This is a genomic window from Mycobacterium sp. E1214 (genome assembly GCF_001666755.1).
Taxonomy (GTDB): Bacteria; Actinomycetota; Actinomycetes; order Mycobacteriales; family Mycobacteriaceae; genus Mycobacterium.
The window spans coordinates 1-15,325 of sequence record NZ_LZJC01000119.1 but is presented as its reverse complement, the minus strand read 5'-3'; the positions used below and the strand labels follow the sequence as shown (position 1 = coordinate 15,325).

The 15,325-nt window shown below is 69.2% G+C and carries 16 protein-coding genes and 2 tRNA genes; 7 read left to right on the top strand and 11 right to left on the bottom strand.

Annotated elements, in window-relative coordinates:
- Window positions 1–131 precede the first annotated feature (131 nt).
- Genes A5700_RS16415 through pknB form a run of 4 tightly spaced genes read left to right on the top strand, consistent with a single transcriptional unit; the run spans window position 132 to window position 6,125 of the window.
- Window positions 132–1,541: an FtsW/RodA/SpoVE family cell cycle protein gene (locus tag A5700_RS16415; RefSeq protein WP_068067831.1), complete on the top strand. Its 1,410-nt coding sequence runs from the start codon at window positions 132–134 to the stop codon at window positions 1,539–1,541.
- Complete coding sequence (gene pbpA, locus A5700_RS16410) at window positions 1,538–3,016, top strand: D,D-transpeptidase PbpA (protein WP_068067827.1); 1,479 nt, start codon at window positions 1,538–1,540, stop codon at window positions 3,014–3,016. The genes A5700_RS16415 and pbpA overlap by 4 nt, the downstream gene beginning before the upstream one ends.
- On the top strand, window positions 3,013–4,251 hold the full coding sequence (locus tag A5700_RS16405) for a serine/threonine-protein kinase (RefSeq protein ID WP_068067824.1): 1,239 nt from the start codon (window positions 3,013–3,015) through the stop codon (window positions 4,249–4,251). Before pbpA ends, A5700_RS16405 begins: the two co-directional genes overlap by 4 nt.
- On the top strand, window positions 4,248–6,125 hold the full coding sequence (gene pknB / locus A5700_RS16400) for a Stk1 family PASTA domain-containing Ser/Thr kinase (protein WP_068067821.1): 1,878 nt from the start codon (window positions 4,248–4,250) through the stop codon (window positions 6,123–6,125). The genes A5700_RS16405 and pknB overlap by 4 nt, the downstream gene beginning before the upstream one ends.
- On the opposite strand, the gene A5700_RS16395 is transcribed toward pknB, so the two are convergent.
- Both A5700_RS16395 and A5700_RS16390 read right to left on the bottom strand, forming a co-directional pair.
- Window positions 6,103–6,786: an aminodeoxychorismate/anthranilate synthase component II gene (locus A5700_RS16395; RefSeq protein ID WP_068067818.1), complete on the bottom strand. Its 684-nt coding sequence runs from the start codon at window positions 6,784–6,786 to the stop codon at window positions 6,103–6,105. The two genes, pknB and A5700_RS16395, sit on opposite strands and share 23 nt — an antisense overlap.
- 37 nt (window positions 6,787–6,823) lie before the next feature.
- Window positions 6,824–7,567 carry a DUF881 domain-containing protein gene (locus A5700_RS16390; protein WP_068067816.1) on the bottom strand — a complete coding sequence of 248 codons (744 nt, stop codon included), beginning with the start codon at window positions 7,565–7,567 and terminating at the stop codon, window positions 6,824–6,826.
- A gap of 127 nt (window positions 7,568–7,694) precedes the next feature.
- On the opposite strand from A5700_RS16390, the gene crgA reads away from it, so the two are divergent.
- Complete coding sequence (gene crgA, locus A5700_RS16385) at window positions 7,695–7,976, top strand: cell division protein CrgA (RefSeq protein WP_068067813.1); 282 nt, start codon at window positions 7,695–7,697, stop codon at window positions 7,974–7,976.
- 155 nt (window positions 7,977–8,131) lie between these two features.
- Entirely contained in the window at window positions 8,132–8,557 is a 426-nt protein-coding gene (locus A5700_RS16380; protein ID WP_068067837.1) for a PH domain-containing protein, read from the top strand.
- Window positions 8,558–8,592: 35 nt separating this feature from the next.
- Here the strand turns inward: A5700_RS16380 and A5700_RS16375 are convergent, their stop codons facing one another.
- Window positions 8,593–9,141 carry a peptidylprolyl isomerase gene (locus A5700_RS16375; RefSeq protein WP_068067810.1) on the bottom strand — a complete coding sequence of 183 codons (549 nt, stop codon included), beginning with the start codon at window positions 9,139–9,141 and terminating at the stop codon, window positions 8,593–8,595.
- Between the two features lie 145 nt (window positions 9,142–9,286).
- Here A5700_RS16375 and cwsA point away from each other — a divergent pair, with 145 nt between their 5' ends.
- A complete protein-coding gene (cwsA, locus tag A5700_RS16370; RefSeq protein WP_068067807.1) occupies window positions 9,287–9,721 on the top strand; it encodes a cell wall synthesis protein CwsA in 435 nt (144 codons plus the stop codon).
- A 26-nt stretch (window positions 9,722–9,747) separates the two neighbouring features.
- Here cwsA and A5700_RS16365 read toward each other — a convergent pair whose 3' ends face one another.
- From A5700_RS16365 to A5700_RS27440, 8 genes are all read right to left on the bottom strand, one after another.
- On the bottom strand, window positions 9,748–10,101 hold the full coding sequence (locus tag A5700_RS16365) for a VOC family protein (protein ID WP_068067805.1): 354 nt from the start codon (window positions 10,099–10,101) through the stop codon (window positions 9,748–9,750).
- 4 nt (window positions 10,102–10,105) lie between these two features.
- The gene (locus tag A5700_RS16360; protein WP_068067803.1) at window positions 10,106–10,513 is read right to left on the bottom strand and encodes a VOC family protein; all 408 of its coding nucleotides are present in this window, start codon (window positions 10,511–10,513) and stop codon (window positions 10,106–10,108) included.
- Complete coding sequence (locus A5700_RS16355; RefSeq protein WP_082959633.1) at window positions 10,467–11,378, bottom strand: helix-turn-helix domain-containing protein; 912 nt, start codon at window positions 11,376–11,378, stop codon at window positions 10,467–10,469. The genes A5700_RS16360 and A5700_RS16355 overlap by 47 nt, the downstream gene beginning before the upstream one ends.
- A gap of 31 nt (window positions 11,379–11,409) precedes the next feature.
- A tRNA-Ala gene (locus A5700_RS16350) sits at window positions 11,410–11,482 on the bottom strand.
- 150 nt (window positions 11,483–11,632) lie between these two features.
- Window positions 11,633–11,709 (bottom strand) — tRNA-Ile (locus A5700_RS16345).
- A gap of 58 nt (window positions 11,710–11,767) precedes the next feature.
- Window positions 11,768–12,619 carry a DUF3566 domain-containing protein gene (locus A5700_RS16340; RefSeq protein WP_068067800.1) on the bottom strand — a complete coding sequence of 284 codons (852 nt, stop codon included), beginning with the start codon at window positions 12,617–12,619 and terminating at the stop codon, window positions 11,768–11,770.
- 78 nt (window positions 12,620–12,697) lie between these two features.
- Window positions 12,698–15,217, bottom strand: a complete 2,520-nt coding sequence (gene gyrA, locus A5700_RS16335) for a DNA gyrase subunit A (protein WP_068067797.1) — start codon at window positions 15,215–15,217, stop codon at window positions 12,698–12,700.
- A 24-nt stretch (window positions 15,218–15,241) separates the two neighbouring features.
- The coding region (locus A5700_RS27440) for a hypothetical protein (RefSeq protein ID WP_369828278.1) at window positions 15,242–15,325 on the bottom strand (84 nt) is incomplete at its 5' end.

Below are 15,325 nucleotides of genomic sequence, written 5' to 3'. Positions count from 1 at the left end.
CCGCCGCCCAGCGCCTCTGCGCTCCCCAGCCCGGCGGCCCCCGCACCGGCCGGTCCGACGACCACTTCGCAGACGGTGACCGCGCTTCCCGCGCCCCCGCTTCAACCGGGTACCGACTGCCGGACGGTGGCATGACCACCCAAGTCCAGCCGCCGGTCGCGGTCACGCCTCCCTTGCCCACCCGGCGCAACGCCGAGCTGGCGCTGCTGTTCTTCGCCGCGCTGATCACCGTCGCGGCGTTGCTCATCGTGGAGGCCAACCAGGACCGCGGCCTGAGCTGGAACGTGACCAGCTATGGGTTGGCGTTCTTGCTCGCTTTCGGGTCGGCGCACGTCGCCATCCGGCGTTTCGCGCCCTACACCGACCCGCTGCTGTTGCCAATTGTCGCGCTCCTCAACGGACTTGGGTTGGTGATGATTCACCGGCTGGATCTGGTCAACAACCAGCTCAGCGGCCGGCATCACCCCAGCGCGACCCAACAGATGCTGTGGACCCTGATCGGCGTCGTCACCTTCGCCCTGGTGGTCACCTTCTTGAAAGACCACCGGCAACTGGCCCGCTATGGCTACATCTGCGGGATCACGGGGCTGCTATTCCTGTCGATTCCCGCCCTGCTGCCGGCGGCGCTGTCCGAGCAGAACGGCGCCAAGATCTGGATTCGCTTCCCCGGCTTCTCGATCCAGCCCGCCGAGTTCTCCAAGATCCTGTTGCTGATCTTCTTCTCGGCGGTGCTGATCGCCAAACGGGGACTGTTCACCAGCGCCGGTAAGCATTTCATGGGGCTGACCCTGCCGCGGCCGCGCGACCTCGCGCCGCTGTTGGCGGCCTGGATCATCTCGATCGGTGTGATGACCTTCGAAAAGGATTTGGGCACATCGCTTTTGCTCTACGCGTCGTTTCTGGTGGTGGTCTATCTGGCCACGCAGCGCTTCAGCTGGGTGGTGCTGGGCCTGACGCTGTTCGCCGTCGGGAGCGTGATCGCGTACTTCATCTTCAGCCACGTTCGGGTGCGCGTGCAGATGTGGTGGGATCCGTTCTCCGACCCCGACGGCAGCGGTTACCAGATCGTGCAGTCGTTGTTCAGCTTCGCCACCGGCGGCATCTTCGGCACCGGGCTGGGCAACGGCCAACCCGACACCGTGCCGGCCGCCTCCACCGACTTCATCATCGCGGCGTTCGGTGAGGAGCTCGGCCTGGTCGGGTTGGCCAGCATCCTGATGCTCTACACCATCGTGATCGTGCGGGGCCTGCGCACGGCGATCGCCACCCGGGACAGCTTCGGTAAGCTGCTGGCCGCGGGGCTGGCGTCCACGTTGGCCATTCAGCTGTTCATCGTCGTCGGCGGCGTCACCCAGCTGATCCCGCTGACCGGGCTGACCACGCCGTGGATGTCCTACGGCGGGTCGTCGCTGCTGGCCAATTACGTGCTGTTGGCCATCCTGGCCCGCATCTCGCACAGCGCCCGGCGGCCGTTACGCACCCGCGCGCGCAACACCGAGCCGATCGCCGCGGCCGGCACCGAGGTGATCGAGAAAGTATGAACGCCTCCCTGCGGCGTATCTCGATTACCGTCATGGCGTTGATCGTGCTGCTGCTGCTCAACGCGACCATGACGCAAGTGTTCGCCGCCGACTCCCTGCGCGCCGACCCGCGCAACCAGCGGGTGCTGCTTGACGAGTACTCGCGGCAACGCGGCCAGATCGTGGCGGGCGGCCAACTGTTGGCGTACTCGGTGGCCACCGACAACCGGTTCCGCTTCTTGCGGGTGTATCCCAATCCCTTGGCCTACGCGCCGATCACCGGCTTCTATTCGCTGCGCTACTCGAGCAGCGGCCTGGAACGCGCTGAGGACGCGCTGCTGAACGGCTCCGACGAGCGGCTGTTCGGTCGGCGGCTGGCCGACTTCTTCACCGGTCGCGACCCGCGCGGCGGCAACGTCGACACCACGATCAAGCCCCGCGTCCAGCAGGCCGCGTGGGACGGCCTGCAGCAGGGCTGCGGCGGCCCGGCGTGCAAGGGCGCCGTCGTCGCCCTCGAGCCCTCGACCGGCAAGATCCTGGCGATGGTGTCGTCACCGTCGTATGACCCGAACCTGCTGTCCTCGCACGACCCGGAGGTGCAGGCCCAGGCGTGGCAGCGGCTGCGCGACAACCCCGACAGCCCGCTGACCAACCGCGCCATCGCGGAGACCTACCCACCCGGCTCCACCTTCAAGGTGATCACCACCGCGGCCGCATTGCAGGCCGGCGCCAGCGACACCGAACAGCTCACCGCGGCGTCGTCCATCCCGCTGCCCGGCAGCACCGCCACGCTGGAGAACTACGGCGGGCAAGCCTGCGGTGACCAGCCGACCGTGTCGCTGCAACAGGCCTTCGCGCAGTCGTGCAACACCGCGTTCGTCCAGCTGGGCATCCTCACCGGGTCCGACGCCCTGCGCAACATGGCGCACTCGTTCGGGCTGGACACGACGCCCAGCGTGATCCCGCTGCAGGTGGCCGAATCCACCGTCGGGATCATCCCGGACGCGGCCGCGCTCGGGATGTCGAGCATCGGTCAGAAGGACGTGGCGCTCACCCCGCTGCAAAACGCCGAGATCGCGGCGACCATCGCCAACGACGGCGTCACGATGCAGCCATATCTGATCGACAGCCTCAAGGGGCCGGACCTGGCCACCATCAGCACGACCGCCCCGTATGAGCAGCGGCGCGCGGTGTCGCCGCAGGTCGCCGCTAAGCTAACAGAACTGATGGTCGGCGCCGAGAAGTTCGCACAGCAGAAAGGGGCCATTCCCGGCGTGCAGATCGCATCCAAGACGGGTACCGCGGAGCATGGCACCGACCCGCGTCACACACCGCCGCACGCGTGGTACATCGCGTTCGCGCCCGCCCAGGCCCCGAAGGTCGCCGTGGCGGTGTTGGTGGAGAATGGCGCCGACCGCCTGTCCGCGACGGGGGGTGCACTCGCCGCGCCGATCGGGCGGGCCGTCATCCAGGCTGCGCTACAGGGAGGACCATGAGCCCGCGAGTTGGGGTGACGCTGTCCGGCAGGTACCGGCTGCAGCGCCTGATCGCCACCGGCGGCATGGGACAGGTGTGGGAAGCCGTCGACAGCCGGTTGGGTCGCCGGGTGGCCGTCAAGGTCCTCAAGCAGGAGTTCTCCCAGGACCCGGAGTTCATCGAGCGGTTCCGCGCGGAGGCGCGGACGACGGCGATGCTCAACCACCCGGGCATCGCCCAGGTGCACGACTACGGCGAGAGCCAGCTCGACGGTGAGGGCCGCACCGCCTACCTGGTGATGGAGCTGGTCAACGGCGAACCGCTGAACTCGGTGCTCAAGCGCACCGGCCGGCTCTCGCTGCGGCACGCGCTGGACATGCTGGAGCAGACCGGCCGCGCGCTGCAGGTGGCCCACGCCGCCGGCCTGGTGCACCGCGACGTCAAGCCCGGGAACATCCTGATCACCCCGACCGGCCAGGTGAAGATCACCGACTTCGGTATCGCCAAGGCGGTCGACGCCGCCCCGGTGACCCAGACCGGCATGGTCATGGGCACCGCCCAGTACATCGCGCCCGAACAGGCCCTGGGCCACGACGCGACCCCCTCGAGCGACGTCTATTCGTTGGGCGTCGTCGGCTACGAGGTGGTGTCGGGCAAGCGGCCGTTCACCGGCGACGGGGCGCTGACCGTGGCGATGAAGCACATCAAGGAGCCCCCGCCGCCGCTGCCCGCCGAGCTGCCGCCCAACGTGCGCGAGCTGATCGAGATCACGCTGGTGAAGAACCCGGCGATGCGCTACCGCAGCGGCGGTCCGTTCGCCGACGCGGTGGCCGCCGTGCGGGCCGGGCGTCGGCCGCCGCGGCCGAGCCAGTCGCCGCCCGCCGGCCGCGCCTCCCCGGCGGTGGTTCCGTCCAGCCCCACCACCCGGGCGCCCGCGGTGGCCACCGGCGGTCGCGCCGCCCCGGCCCGCCGCTCCCGGCCGGCCACCGGGAGCCACCGGCCGCCGCCGGCGCGGCGCACCTTCTCCTCGGGGCAGCGCGCGCTGCTGTGGGCCGCGGGCGTGCTGGGCGCGCTCGCGATCATCATCGCGGTGCTCATCGTCATCAACTCCCGCGCCAACCAACAGCAGCAACCGCCCACGGTGACCGACACGGGCACTCCTCCCGCATCGGCGCCGCCGGCGAGCAAGACGCCCAGCGGCGCCGGCGCTGCCTTCCACATCCGCTGGCCGGACCGACCCGAGACACCGCAATGACCACCCCGCAGCACCTGTCCGACCGCTACGAGCTCGGCGAGATCCTCGGCTTCGGAGGCATGTCCGAGGTCCACCTGGCCCGCGACGTCCGCTTGCACCGCGACGTCGCGGTGAAGGTGCTGCGCGCCGACCTGGCCCGCGACCCGAGCTTCTACCTACGCTTCCGGCGGGAGGCCCAGAACGCCGCCGCGCTGAACCACCCGTCGATCGTGGCGGTGTACGACACCGGCGAGGCGGAGACGCCGACCGGCCCGCTGCCCTACATCGTGATGGAGTACGTCGACGGGGTGACCCTGCGCGACATCGTCCACAACGACGGGCCGCTGCCGCCGCGGCGGGCCATCGAGATCATCGCCGACGCCTGCCAGGCGCTGAACTTCAGCCACCAGAACGGCATCATCCACCGCGACGTCAAGCCCGCGAACATCATGATCTCGCACACCAACGCGGTGAAGGTGATGGACTTCGGGATCGCCCGCGCCATCGCCGACAGCGGCAACAGCGTCACCCAAACCGCCGCGGTGATCGGTACCGCGCAGTATCTGTCGCCCGAGCAGGCCCGCGGCGACACCGTCGACGCCCGCTCCGACGTGTACTCGCTAGGCTGCGTGCTCTACGAAATCCTCACGGGCGAGCCACCTTTCACTGGCGATTCGCCCGTGGCGGTCGCCTACCAGCACGTCCGCGAGGATCCGATCCCGCCGTCGCAGCGCCACGAGGGCATCTCCGCCGACCTCGACGCCGTCGTCCTCAAGGCGCTCGCGAAGAACCCGGACAACCGCTACCAGACGGCCGCCGAGATGCGCACGGACCTGGTGCGTGTGCACAACGGGGAGCGGCCCGAGGCGCCCAAGGTCCTGACCGACGCCGAGCGGACTTCGTTGCTGTCGACCGGCGGCGCCTTCCCCGGGCCGCGCACCGATCCGCTGCCCCGCCAGCCCCTGGAGCGTGTCGGCGATGAGGACGGCGGCGGCTCGGTGGGCCGCTGGATCGTGGCGGTCGCCGCGCTGGCGGTGTTGACGATCGTCGTCGTCATCGCGTTCAACACCTTCGGCGGCACCACCCGCGACGTGCAGGTCCCCGACGTGCGTGGCCAGGTGTCGGCCGATGCCATCGCCGCGCTGCAGAACCGTGGCTTCAAGACCCGCACACTGCAAAAGCCGGACTCCGCGATCCCGCCCGACCATGTCATCGGCACCGACCCGGGCGCCAACGCGTCCGTCGGCGCGGGCGACGAGATCACCATCAACGTCTCCACCGGCCCCGAGCAGCGCGAGGTGCCGGACGTGTCGTCGCTGAGCTACGCCGACGCCGTCACCAAGCTCAAGGCCGCCGGGTTCAGCAAGTTCAAGCAGGCGAACTCGCCGTCGACGCCCGAGTTGCTCGGCAAGGTGATCGGGACCAACCCGCCGGCCAACCAGACCTCGGCGATCACCAACGTGATCACGGTGATCGTCGGCTCCGGGCCGGAGACCAAGCAGGTGCCCGACGTCGCGGGCCAGACCGTCGACGTCGCGCAGAAGAACCTGACGGTCTACGGGTTCACCAAGCTGGCGCAGGCGCCCGTGGACAGCCCGCGCCCGGCCGGTGAGGTGATCGGCACCAACCCGCCCAAGGGTCAGACGGTCCCGGTGGACTCGATCATCGAGCTGCAGGTGTCCAAGGGCAACCAGTTCGTGATGCCCGACCTGAGCGGGATGTTCTGGACGGACGCCGAGCCGCGGCTGCGCGCCCTCGGCTGGACGGGGATCCTGGACAAGGGCGCCGACGTGGACGCGGGCGGCTCCCAGTCACACCGGGTGGTGTATCAGAATCCGCCGGCCGGGTCCGGCGTCAACCGCGACGGCATCATCACGCTGAAGTTCGGTCAGTAGCCGCCGGGTCCGGGAAGTAGGGGCGCACGGCGGCGCGGACGTCGTTCTCGAGCCGTCGCACCAGGGTGTCGTCGCGCACCCAGCCGCAGTACGCCAGCCAGTTCGCCAGCATCCGGTGGCCGCCCTCGGTGAGGATCGACTCCGGGTGGAACTGAACGCCGTGAATCGGCAGATCGGTGTGGCGCACGCCCATGATCACGCCGCTCTGGGTCTGCGCGGTCACCTCGAGCACCGGCGGCAGCGACTCGGGCAGGATGGTCAGCGAGTGGTACCGGGTGGCCGTGAACGGCTCCGGAAGTCCTTGCAGCACACCGGCATTGGTGTGGAGCACGCTGCTGGTCTTGCCGTGCAGCAGCTCGGGGGCGCGGTCCACGGTTGCGCCGAAGGCCACCCCGATGGCCTGGTGCCCCAGGCACACCCCGAGCAGGGGAGTGCTCGCGGCGGCGCACGCGCGGACCAGCCCGATCGACGCGCCGGCGCGTTCGGGGGTGCCCGGGCCGGGGCTGAGCAGCACGCCGTCGAATTGCTCGGCGATGGCGGTCTGGTCGGTCAAGCGGTCGTCGTCGTTGCGCCGTACCTCGGCCTCGACGCCCAGCTGCCCCAGGTACTGGACCAGGTTGAACACGAAGCTGTCGTAGTTGTCGACGACCAGAATCCGCATCGTGCCAGGTTACCGTCCGCCGCGGCGGGCACCGGGTTCAGTGGTCGATGGGACCCGCCGCCTGGGCGAAGTGCAGCCGATCGGGTTCGAAGTGGCCGACGAGCTGCACGTCGGGCTTGACCTGTTCGCTGTAGCCGAGCCCGAATCGCACGACGTACTGCTTGTAGAGGACGACCAGCGGGGCGGCGGCGAGCGCGGCCTGCATGGCCGCCGAGTTGCCGATCGCGGTGATCGTGTACGGCGGGCTGTAGGTGCGGCCGTTGAGCAGGAGGGTGTTGCCCACGCAGCGCGGCATGGACGTGGCGATCAGGCGCTGGTCCTGCATCTGGATGGCCTCGGCGCCGGCGCTCCACAACGCGTTGAGCACCGCCTGGATGTCCTGCTGGTGCACCACCAGGTCGTCGGGGGAGGCGTCGCGCGGGAAGCGGCCGTTGGCGTCGCGCTGCGCGTCTTCCAGCGTCACCACCAGGCCCGGCCCGTGCACCGGGGTCATGTCCGCCTCGGCGGCGAGCTCGGCGGAGCGCCGCAGCATGGCCGCCAGCGCGGCGTCCGACGACCGCCCGTGCGCCGCGTCGATCTTGCGGGCCAGCTCGTCGCGCTGGGCGCTGAGCCCGTTGACCGACGACTGCGCTTCCCGAACCAGGTCGACCAGCCGCGGGGCGTCGCTGCGCCTGATCTCCGCGCCACCCGACACCCCGTGCGTGGCGGCGAGCAGCACGCCGGCCAGCAGGCAGACCACCGGGACGCCGAACCGCCACGGGGAACGCCGCGTCTCGCTCATCGGCTCTCCGTTTCCTGGTCGCGCGGCCAGGTGGGTTAGTCTCGTAGCCAAGTTTGGGTGCACGAGCGGTCTTATCGTCGCACCCCGCCCCGTTCCCCGTGTCGTCGAGGTCATCCCCGAGGTAGTCATGCCCAAGTCGAAGGTCCGCAAGAAAAACGACTTCACCGTCCGCGCGGTCAGCCGCACGCCGGTGAAGGTGAAGGTGGGGCCGTCGAGCGTGTGGTTCGTGGCGCTCTTCATCGGCCTCATGCTGATCGGCCTGGTCTGGCTGATGGTGTTTCAGTTGGCCGCCGTGGGCACGCAGGCCCCGACGGCGTTGAACTGGATGGCTCAATTAGGCCCGTGGAACTACGCGATCGCGTTCGCCTTCATGATTACCGGCTTGTTGCTCACCATGCGCTGGCACTGAGCGACGCGGCGGGGCCGATGAATTCATTTCCCGCCCGTCGCGCCGCCGCGCCAGCAACCTGTGGAGGACCCAATCACACGCGTGTGATTTATCCCCACTGTGCATAGCGCTTGTGGATAAGCGCGTTGCCCGTGGTGAGGAGGGTGGAGGGGCACATGCAGCAAACACACTGGGAGCCGCATCCCGCGGGAATCGCTGGTTGCGGCGTTGTGGGTCTGTTGATGGCTACCGCCTGTGTGACGGTGGTCACAGACGGGCCGGGGCGCCTTCTGACCGGGATTGCCGCGGCCGGGCTGCTGGTGTTTGCCGGCGGTTCTTGGCACGCGCGTCCAAAACTGGCAATCACCGAGGCCGGCCTCGCGATCCGCGGCTGGTTCAAGACGCAGGTATTACGACGCGACGACATCAAGATCATCCGCATCACGGAGTTCCGCCGCTATGCGCGCAAGGTACGGCTGCTCGAGGTCGAGACCGCCGGGGGAGACCTCGTCTTGTTCTCCCGCTGGGACCTCGGCACGGACCCGTTGGACGTACTCGACGCGCTCACGGACGCCGGGTACGCGGGCCGTCAGCAGCGCTGAGCGGCCCGCGGCGGCGCAGGGGAGAGCTGGGAGATTTAGGAGATGGTGATCGACTCGATGACGACCGCCTCGGTGGGGCGGTCGTTGCCGTCGGTGGAGGTCGTGGCGATGGTGTCCACCACCTTCTGGGACTCCGGGTCGGTGACCTCGCCGAAGATGGTGTGGCGGCGGTTCAGGTGCGGGGTCTCACCGACGGTGATGAAGAACTGCGAGCCGTTGGTGCCGGGGCCGGCGTTGGCCATGGCCAGCAGGTAGGGCTTGTCGAATTGCAGCTCGGGGTGGAACTCGTCGGCGAACTTGTAGCCCGGGCCGCCGCGACCGGTCCCGGTCGGGTCGCCGCCCTGGATCATGAAGCCCCGGATCACCCGGTGGAAGACCGCGCCGTCGTAGAACGGGCCCGAGGAGCCTCCCGACGCGTTCTGGGTCGAGTACTCCTTGGTGCCCTGGGCCAGGCCGACGAAGTTGGCGACGGTCTTGGGGGCGTGGTTTCCGAACAGGGCAACCTTGATGTCGCCGCGGTTGGTGTGCAGTGTGGCGGTCGCGGTCTGATTGGGGCTGTTGGTCACGGGATGAGAGTCTGCCACTAGGCATGCGGCGGCCCGCACCCGGTGCCGGTCACCCGGCGCGGTTGGCCACGCCGACGGCCCCATGCTGGCGGTTCGTTTCGCCGCTGGGCTAGCGTGACCGCAAACCTCGCAAAGATGTTGTGGCGGCGCAGAAAGGCGGCAGATGCGCGCAAAGACGGAATCCCGGCTGACGCCGCGGCAACGACTCACCCGCGGCCTCACCTATTCGACAGTGGGGCCGGTCGACCTGACCCGCGGCGCCCTCGGTTTGGGTGCACAATCCGCGCAGTCGGCCGCGGCGCAGCTTCGTCGCCGTTACCGGGAAGGCCGGCTGGCCCGTGAGCTGGCCGCGGCGCAGGAGACCCTTTCCCAGGAGCTGGCCGCCGCGCAGCAGGTCGTCACCGGGCTGCCCCAGGCGCTACAGCAGGCCCGCCGTTCTCAGCGCCGTGGCAGGCGCGCGTGGATCGTCGGGGGAGCGGCCGTCGCCGTGCTCGCCGGCGGCGCCGTCGCGTTCAGTGTGGTTCGCCGCTCGACGCGCTCGGGCCCGCAAGAGCTCTCTCCGCGCCCGCCGAGCGTCGACGTGCAGCCGCGTCCTTAGGTCGGGCAGTCGGCCACCCCATTCGCTCAGTCGGGGTGTCCCACGATGTTGATGACGGCGCCATTCGGCGCGCGGACGAAGAAGCGATGCACTCCCCACGGCTCGGTCGTGAGGGGGTGCACGATTTCATAGCCGCGTTCCCGCGCTTCGGCGTAGGCGGCTTCGACGTCGGTTGTGTGCACCGAGATCACCGGATCTTCGGAGGCGGTGGCGTCGCGGGTGACGAGCTGGACGCTCACCCGCGTCTGGGGACAGGTGTAGCGGACCACCCAGCCCAGATTGAATTCCTCCTCGCTGAGCCCCAGATAGTCGCGGTAGAAGGCCTCGGCGCCTTCGATGTCGGCGGTCACGAGGTTTGCGGTGATGTGTGTCGCGCGCATGGCGTCAGGCCGTCGTGGGGCATGGCGCCCCGGGATAGTCGCCGAATGACCATAGGTTGCCCTCCGGGTCGCGCACCATGAATTCCCTTGCGCCGTAACATGTCTCGCTGAGTGGACGCACGATGTCAGCGTTTCGCTCCACGATGCGCGCGTACAGCCCTGCCGGGTCGGCGGTGACGACATAGGCCCCCGCCGTGCCGGGTTCGCGCGAATGGGCCGCGTCGGGGTTGTGGCTGCCGAGCATGATCGCGCCACTGCCCTCAGGCCAATTGAGCTGAGCGTGGTCGACGGTGTCGCCATCGCCGTACCGCGCAGCGAGGACGAATCCCAACGTGGCACGGTAGTAGTCGATCAGTCGCGGCGCGTCATGAGCTTGCAGCGTCAGCCAGACACTTGGATTCGAGGCAGTCATGATCGCAGTCTGAGCTGATGCGGTGGCCGCCGTCTTGAATGTTTCGGAACTCCTCCGCCAGCCAGCGGCGCGGCGGCGTCCCCGCGAACCGGGTGAATTCGCGGGTGAGGTGGGCCTGGTCGCTGTACCCCGCGTCGACGGCGATCGTCGACAGCTCGAGCGGCCCGCGCCGGGCCGCATCGGCGAGCAGCGACCTCGCGCGGTGGAATCGCATCAGGAGGGCGACTGCCTTCGGCGAACGGCCGACCTCCCGCTGGAAGAGAGTGGTCAAATGGCGCGGCGTGAGGCCGACCCGGTCGGCCACCGCGTTTGCCGGCATGCGGCCCCACGTGCGGCCCAGCAGATGCCAGGCGTGCCGGACCTCCGGGCGCACCGACCCACCGCCACGCCTGTCGAGCCCCTCTCGCAGAAACGTCGCGATGGTGGCGAACGACTGGTCCCAGTCCGGCGTGGCGGCCACGCGCTCATGCAATTCGGCGGCCCGGCGGCCCAGCAAGGCGCTGCCGTCGAAGTCGGGGATGTTCAACTCCGCGCTCGGCGCACCGAAGAGCGCCCGCGCGGCGAGGGGATGCACCGCCAGTTGCACACCGGCCTGACCGCGCTGCTGCCGCACGTGCGCCACGCTGTCTTGCAATCCGCTCAACAGCACGGGAACGGGTTGGCCAACACCGAGCGCGTCACGACTGTTGGCCGCCCGTAAGCCCTCGTCGAGGCTGACGATGAAGGTGAGGGTTGGCGACGGTAGGCCGCGATGGATCTCGGGAGGACTGGCCAGGGCGCGATAGCCGACCATTGAGACGACGCCGGGGGCGGTTCCGGCTGGCGCCGCGACGAAGGTCCAGGTGGGAGCGTCGTCGTCGGGCATACCGCCACGGTAGCGGCGCGCGCCGGGCTTGTGGAGCCTAGGGGAATCGAACCCCTGACACCCGCCTTGCAAAGGCGGTGCTCTACCAACTGAGCTAAGGCCCCTCTACCGATCAGCAGGCGGCCGACCCGACGGGTCGTCCACCGCCACGTGCCATACCTCGACCCCGCGCCGTGACCGCATCGCCGCTGCCAGCACCGCTGCCACGGTCAGGGGCAATACGAGTCTTACGCAGCGTCTTGACGGGCACATGGTGGTGGGCCTAGGAGGACTCGAACCTCCGACCTCTTCGTTATCAGCGAAGCGCTCTAACCGCCTGAGCTATAGGCCCGTATCGCATACGGCCGAGCGACGAGATTACCGCAACGGCCGCCGTACTCCCAAAAATCCTAGTCGCGGTCCGCCAGGGTCACTTCGATGCCGCCGATCAGGTCGGTCGCCAGGTTGTAGACAAACGCGGCGATGGTGGCCGCCGCGGTGAGCAGCACGATGTTCACCAGGCCGATGAGGACGGCGCCCCCGAAGATGGTGCCGCTGGACACCAGTTCGCCGCTGCTGCCGCTGGTGTTGTTCAGCAGGTCACCGACGTTGCTGTTCAGCTTCGACCACACGCCCATGCCGCCCAGCACCAGGTACAGGAACGCGACCGCGATCATCCACACGAAGAACAGGGCCACCGAGAGCAGCAGCGACACCTTCAGGGTGCTCCACGGGTCGATGCGGCGGATCTGCATGCTGGCCCGCACCGGCCCGCGAGTGCGCCGCGACACCTGGACCCGGCTGTCGCGGGCCTCCCGGTTCTCCGCGGCCGCCGCGCGGGCTGATCCGCTGGTCGCCTCCGCGCCGCGGTCGGGCGCGGCCTTGCGCTGCGCGCCGCGGGGCACGCCGCCGGACAGGTCGGGCAGCTCGCTCGCGTAGGCCTCGGCGGGTGGCGCGGCGTCGCCGCGGCCGGCGTCGGCGTCGTAGGGTGCGCTCTTCGACCCGCCGGGAGCGCCGGAGCCGGAGATGAAACGGTTCAACCGGGCGTCGGCCCCGCCCGGGCCCGAGGTGGGCGGCTCGCTCTGCCGGTGGGGCGCGGGCCGGGCGCCGCTGCGCTGCCACGGCGGTGCGTCCGCGGCGTCCGGCGTGCGTCCCGTTTGGGTGGGCGGTGCGGCGCGGTGGACGCCGGCCCGCTCGGCCGAACCGTCCCCATTGAGGCCGTCGCCCTTCTTGGGGGCGCCCGGCTCGTTCGGTGAGGTCACCCCGACTCCTTTGATCTCCTACCGGGCCGCACGGCGGCCCGCATGGTCATCGGGCCGAGTGTAGTTCCTTGCCCACGGCTAGCTGTCCGACGGCTCGGCGCCGGCCGCCTCCTCGACCACCTCGTCGGCGTTTTCCTCGGCGTTGCGCGCGATCGCCAGCAGCTCGTCACCGTCGCCCAGGTTCATCAGCCGGACACCCTTGGTCTGGCGTCCCGCCTTGCGGACTTGGCGCGCCGCGGTGCGGATCACGCCGCCGCCCGAGGTGATGGCGTACAGCTCGCTGTCGTCGTCGACGATCAGGGCGCCAACCAGCTTGCCGCGGCGTCGGTCGAACATCACCGTCAGCACGCCCTTCCCGCCGCGACCCTGCACCGGGTACTCCTCGATCGCGGTGCGCTTGGCGTAGCCGCCCGACGTGGCCACCAGCAGGTAAGTACCCTCGCGAATCACGTTGAGCGACAACAGGTAATCGTCGGCGTTGAACCGCATGCCCTGCACGCCGGAGGTGGCGCGGCCCATCGGCCGCAGCGCCTCGTCGGTCGCGGAGAACCTGATCGACTGGCCGTTGGCCGACACCAGCAGCAGGTCTTCCTGCGACGAGCACAGCACCGCGCCCACCAACTCGTCGGTGTCGCGCAGGTTGATAGCCACGATGCCGCCCGAGCGGTTGGAGTCGAAGTCGGTCAGCTTGGTCTTCTTGACCAGCCCGTTGCGGGTGGCCAGCACCAGATAGGGCGCGTCCTCGTAGCCCTTGATCTGGATCACCTGGGCGATGCGCTCCTCGGGCTGGAACGCCAGCAGGTTCGCGACGTGCTGGCCGCGGGCGGTGCGCGACGCCTCCGGCAACTCGTACGCCTTCGCCCGGTAGACCCGGCCCTGGGTGGTGAAGAACAGGATCCAGTCGTGCGTCGAGCAGACGAAGAAGTGCCGCACGATGTCGTCCTGCTTCAATCCCGCGCCCTGCACGCCCTTGCCGCCGCGCTTCTGGCTGCGGTACAGGTCGGTCTTGGTGCGCTTGGCGTAGCCGGTCTCGGTGATGGTGACGACGACGTCCTCGCGGGCGATGAGGTCCTCGTCGTTGACCTCGCCGTCGGCGGCGATGATGCGGGTGCGCCGGTCGTCGCCGTGCTTGTCGGCGATCTCGGCAAGCTCGTCGCGGACGATGGCGCGCTGCCGCTCGGGCTTGGCCAGGATGTCCTCGAGGTCGGCGATCTCGGCCTCGATCTTGGCCAGGTCGTCGATGATGCGCTGCCGCTCCAACGCCGCCAGGCGCCGTAGCTGCATGTCCAGGATGGCCTGCGCCTGGATCTCGTCGATGTCGAGCAACTCGATCAGGCCGGTGCGGGCGATGTCGACGGTCTCCGACGCCCGGATCAACGCGATGACCTCGTCGAGGGCGTCGAGGGCTTTGACCAGACCGCGCAAGATGTGCGCGCGCTCGTTGGCCTTACGCAGCCGGTAGGTGGTGCGCCGGACGATGACGTCAAGCTGATGGGCGACGTAGTAGCGGATCATCTGGTCGAGGCGCAGCGTGCGGGGCACCCCGTCGACGATCGAGAGCATGTTGGCGCCGAAGCTGGTTTGCAGCTGGGTGTGCTTGTAGAGGTTGTTCAGCACGACCTTGGCCACGGCGTCGCGTTTGATCTCCACGACGATGCGCAGCCCGACGCGGTCGCTGGACTGGTCCTCGATGTTGGAGATGCCGGCCAGCCGGCCGTCGCGCACCTGCTCGGCGATCGAGGTGATGAAGTTGTCGTGGTTGACCTGATACGGCAGCTCGGTGATCACCAAAGAGGTGCGGCCTCGCGAATCCTCTTCCACCTCAACGACTCCGCGCATCCGGATGGAGCCGCGGCCGGTGGTGTAGGCGTCGTGGATGCCTTGCGAGCCGACGATCAGACCGTGGGTGGGGAAGTCCGGGCCCTTGACCCGCTCGCACACCGCGGCCAGCGTGGCCTCCTCGTCGGCCTCGTGGTTGTCCAGGCACCAGTAGACGGCCTCGGCCAGCTCACGCAGGTTGTGCGGCGGGATGTTGGTGGCCATGCCGACCGCGATGCCGCCGGACCCGTTGGCCAGCAGGTTCGGGAACCTGCTGGGCAGCACGGTCGGTTCCTGCACCCGGCCGTCGTAGTTCGGGATGAAATCGACCGTCTCCTCGTCGATTTCGCGCAGCATTTCCATCGCCAACGGGGTGAGCCGCGCCTCGGTGTACCGCATGGCCGCCGGCGGGTCGTTGCCCGGCGAGCCGAAGTTGCCCTGCCCGTCGACCAGCGGGTAGCGCAGCGACCACGGCTGCGCCATGCGCACCAAGGTGTCGTAGATCGACGCGTCACCGTGCGGGTGGTAATTACCCATCGTCTCGGCGACCGAGCGGGCCGACTTCGCGTGGCTGCGGTCCGGGCGGAATCCCGAGTCGTACATGGCGTACAGCACGCGGCGGTGCACCGGCTTGAGGCCGTCACGCACTTCCGGTAGCGCGCGGCCGACGATCACGCTCATCGCGTAGTCGATGTAGCTGCGCTGCATCTCCTGCTGGATGTCGACCGGTTCGATGCGGTCGCCGGCTTCGTCGCCCGGAGGCAGCGTGGTGTCAGTCATGTAGTCCTCGTTTGAGTGAGAAGGCTAAACGTCAAGGAAGCGAACGTCTTTGGCGTTGCGGGTGATGAAGCTGCGGCGGGCGTCGACGTCTTCACCCATGAGGATGGA

Coding starts and splice junctions, on each gene's coding strand:
- A5700_RS16380 (WP_068067837.1), top strand. CDS start 8,132: ATGCAGCAAACACACTGGGAGCCGCATCCCGCGGGAATCGCTGGTTGC.
- crgA (WP_068067813.1), top strand. CDS start 7,695: ATGCCCAAGTCGAAGGTCCGCAAGAAAAACGACTTCACCGTCCGCGCG.
- A5700_RS16390 (WP_068067816.1), bottom strand. CDS start 7,567: ATGAGCGAGACGCGGCGTTCCCCGTGGCGGTTCGGCGTCCCGGTGGTC.
- A5700_RS16405 (WP_068067824.1), top strand. CDS start 3,013: ATGAGCCCGCGAGTTGGGGTGACGCTGTCCGGCAGGTACCGGCTGCAG.
- cwsA (WP_068067807.1), top strand. CDS start 9,287: ATGCGCGCAAAGACGGAATCCCGGCTGACGCCGCGGCAACGACTCACC.
- pbpA (WP_068067827.1), top strand. CDS start 1,538: ATGAACGCCTCCCTGCGGCGTATCTCGATTACCGTCATGGCGTTGATC.
- gyrA (WP_068067797.1), bottom strand. CDS start 15,217: ATGACTGACACCACGCTGCCTCCGGGCGACGAAGCCGGCGACCGCATC.
- A5700_RS16360 (WP_068067803.1), bottom strand. CDS start 10,513: ATGACTGCCTCGAATCCAAGTGTCTGGCTGACGCTGCAAGCTCATGAC.
- A5700_RS16395 (WP_068067818.1), bottom strand. CDS start 6,786: ATGCGGATTCTGGTCGTCGACAACTACGACAGCTTCGTGTTCAACCTG.
- A5700_RS16365 (WP_068067805.1), bottom strand. CDS start 10,101: ATGCGCGCGACACACATCACCGCAAACCTCGTGACCGCCGACATCGAA.
- pknB (WP_068067821.1), top strand. CDS start 4,248: ATGACCACCCCGCAGCACCTGTCCGACCGCTACGAGCTCGGCGAGATC.
- A5700_RS16355 (WP_082959633.1), bottom strand. CDS start 11,378: ATGCCCGACGACGACGCTCCCACCTGGACCTTCGTCGCGGCGCCAGCC.
- A5700_RS16415 (WP_068067831.1), top strand. CDS start 132: ATGACCACCCAAGTCCAGCCGCCGGTCGCGGTCACGCCTCCCTTGCCC.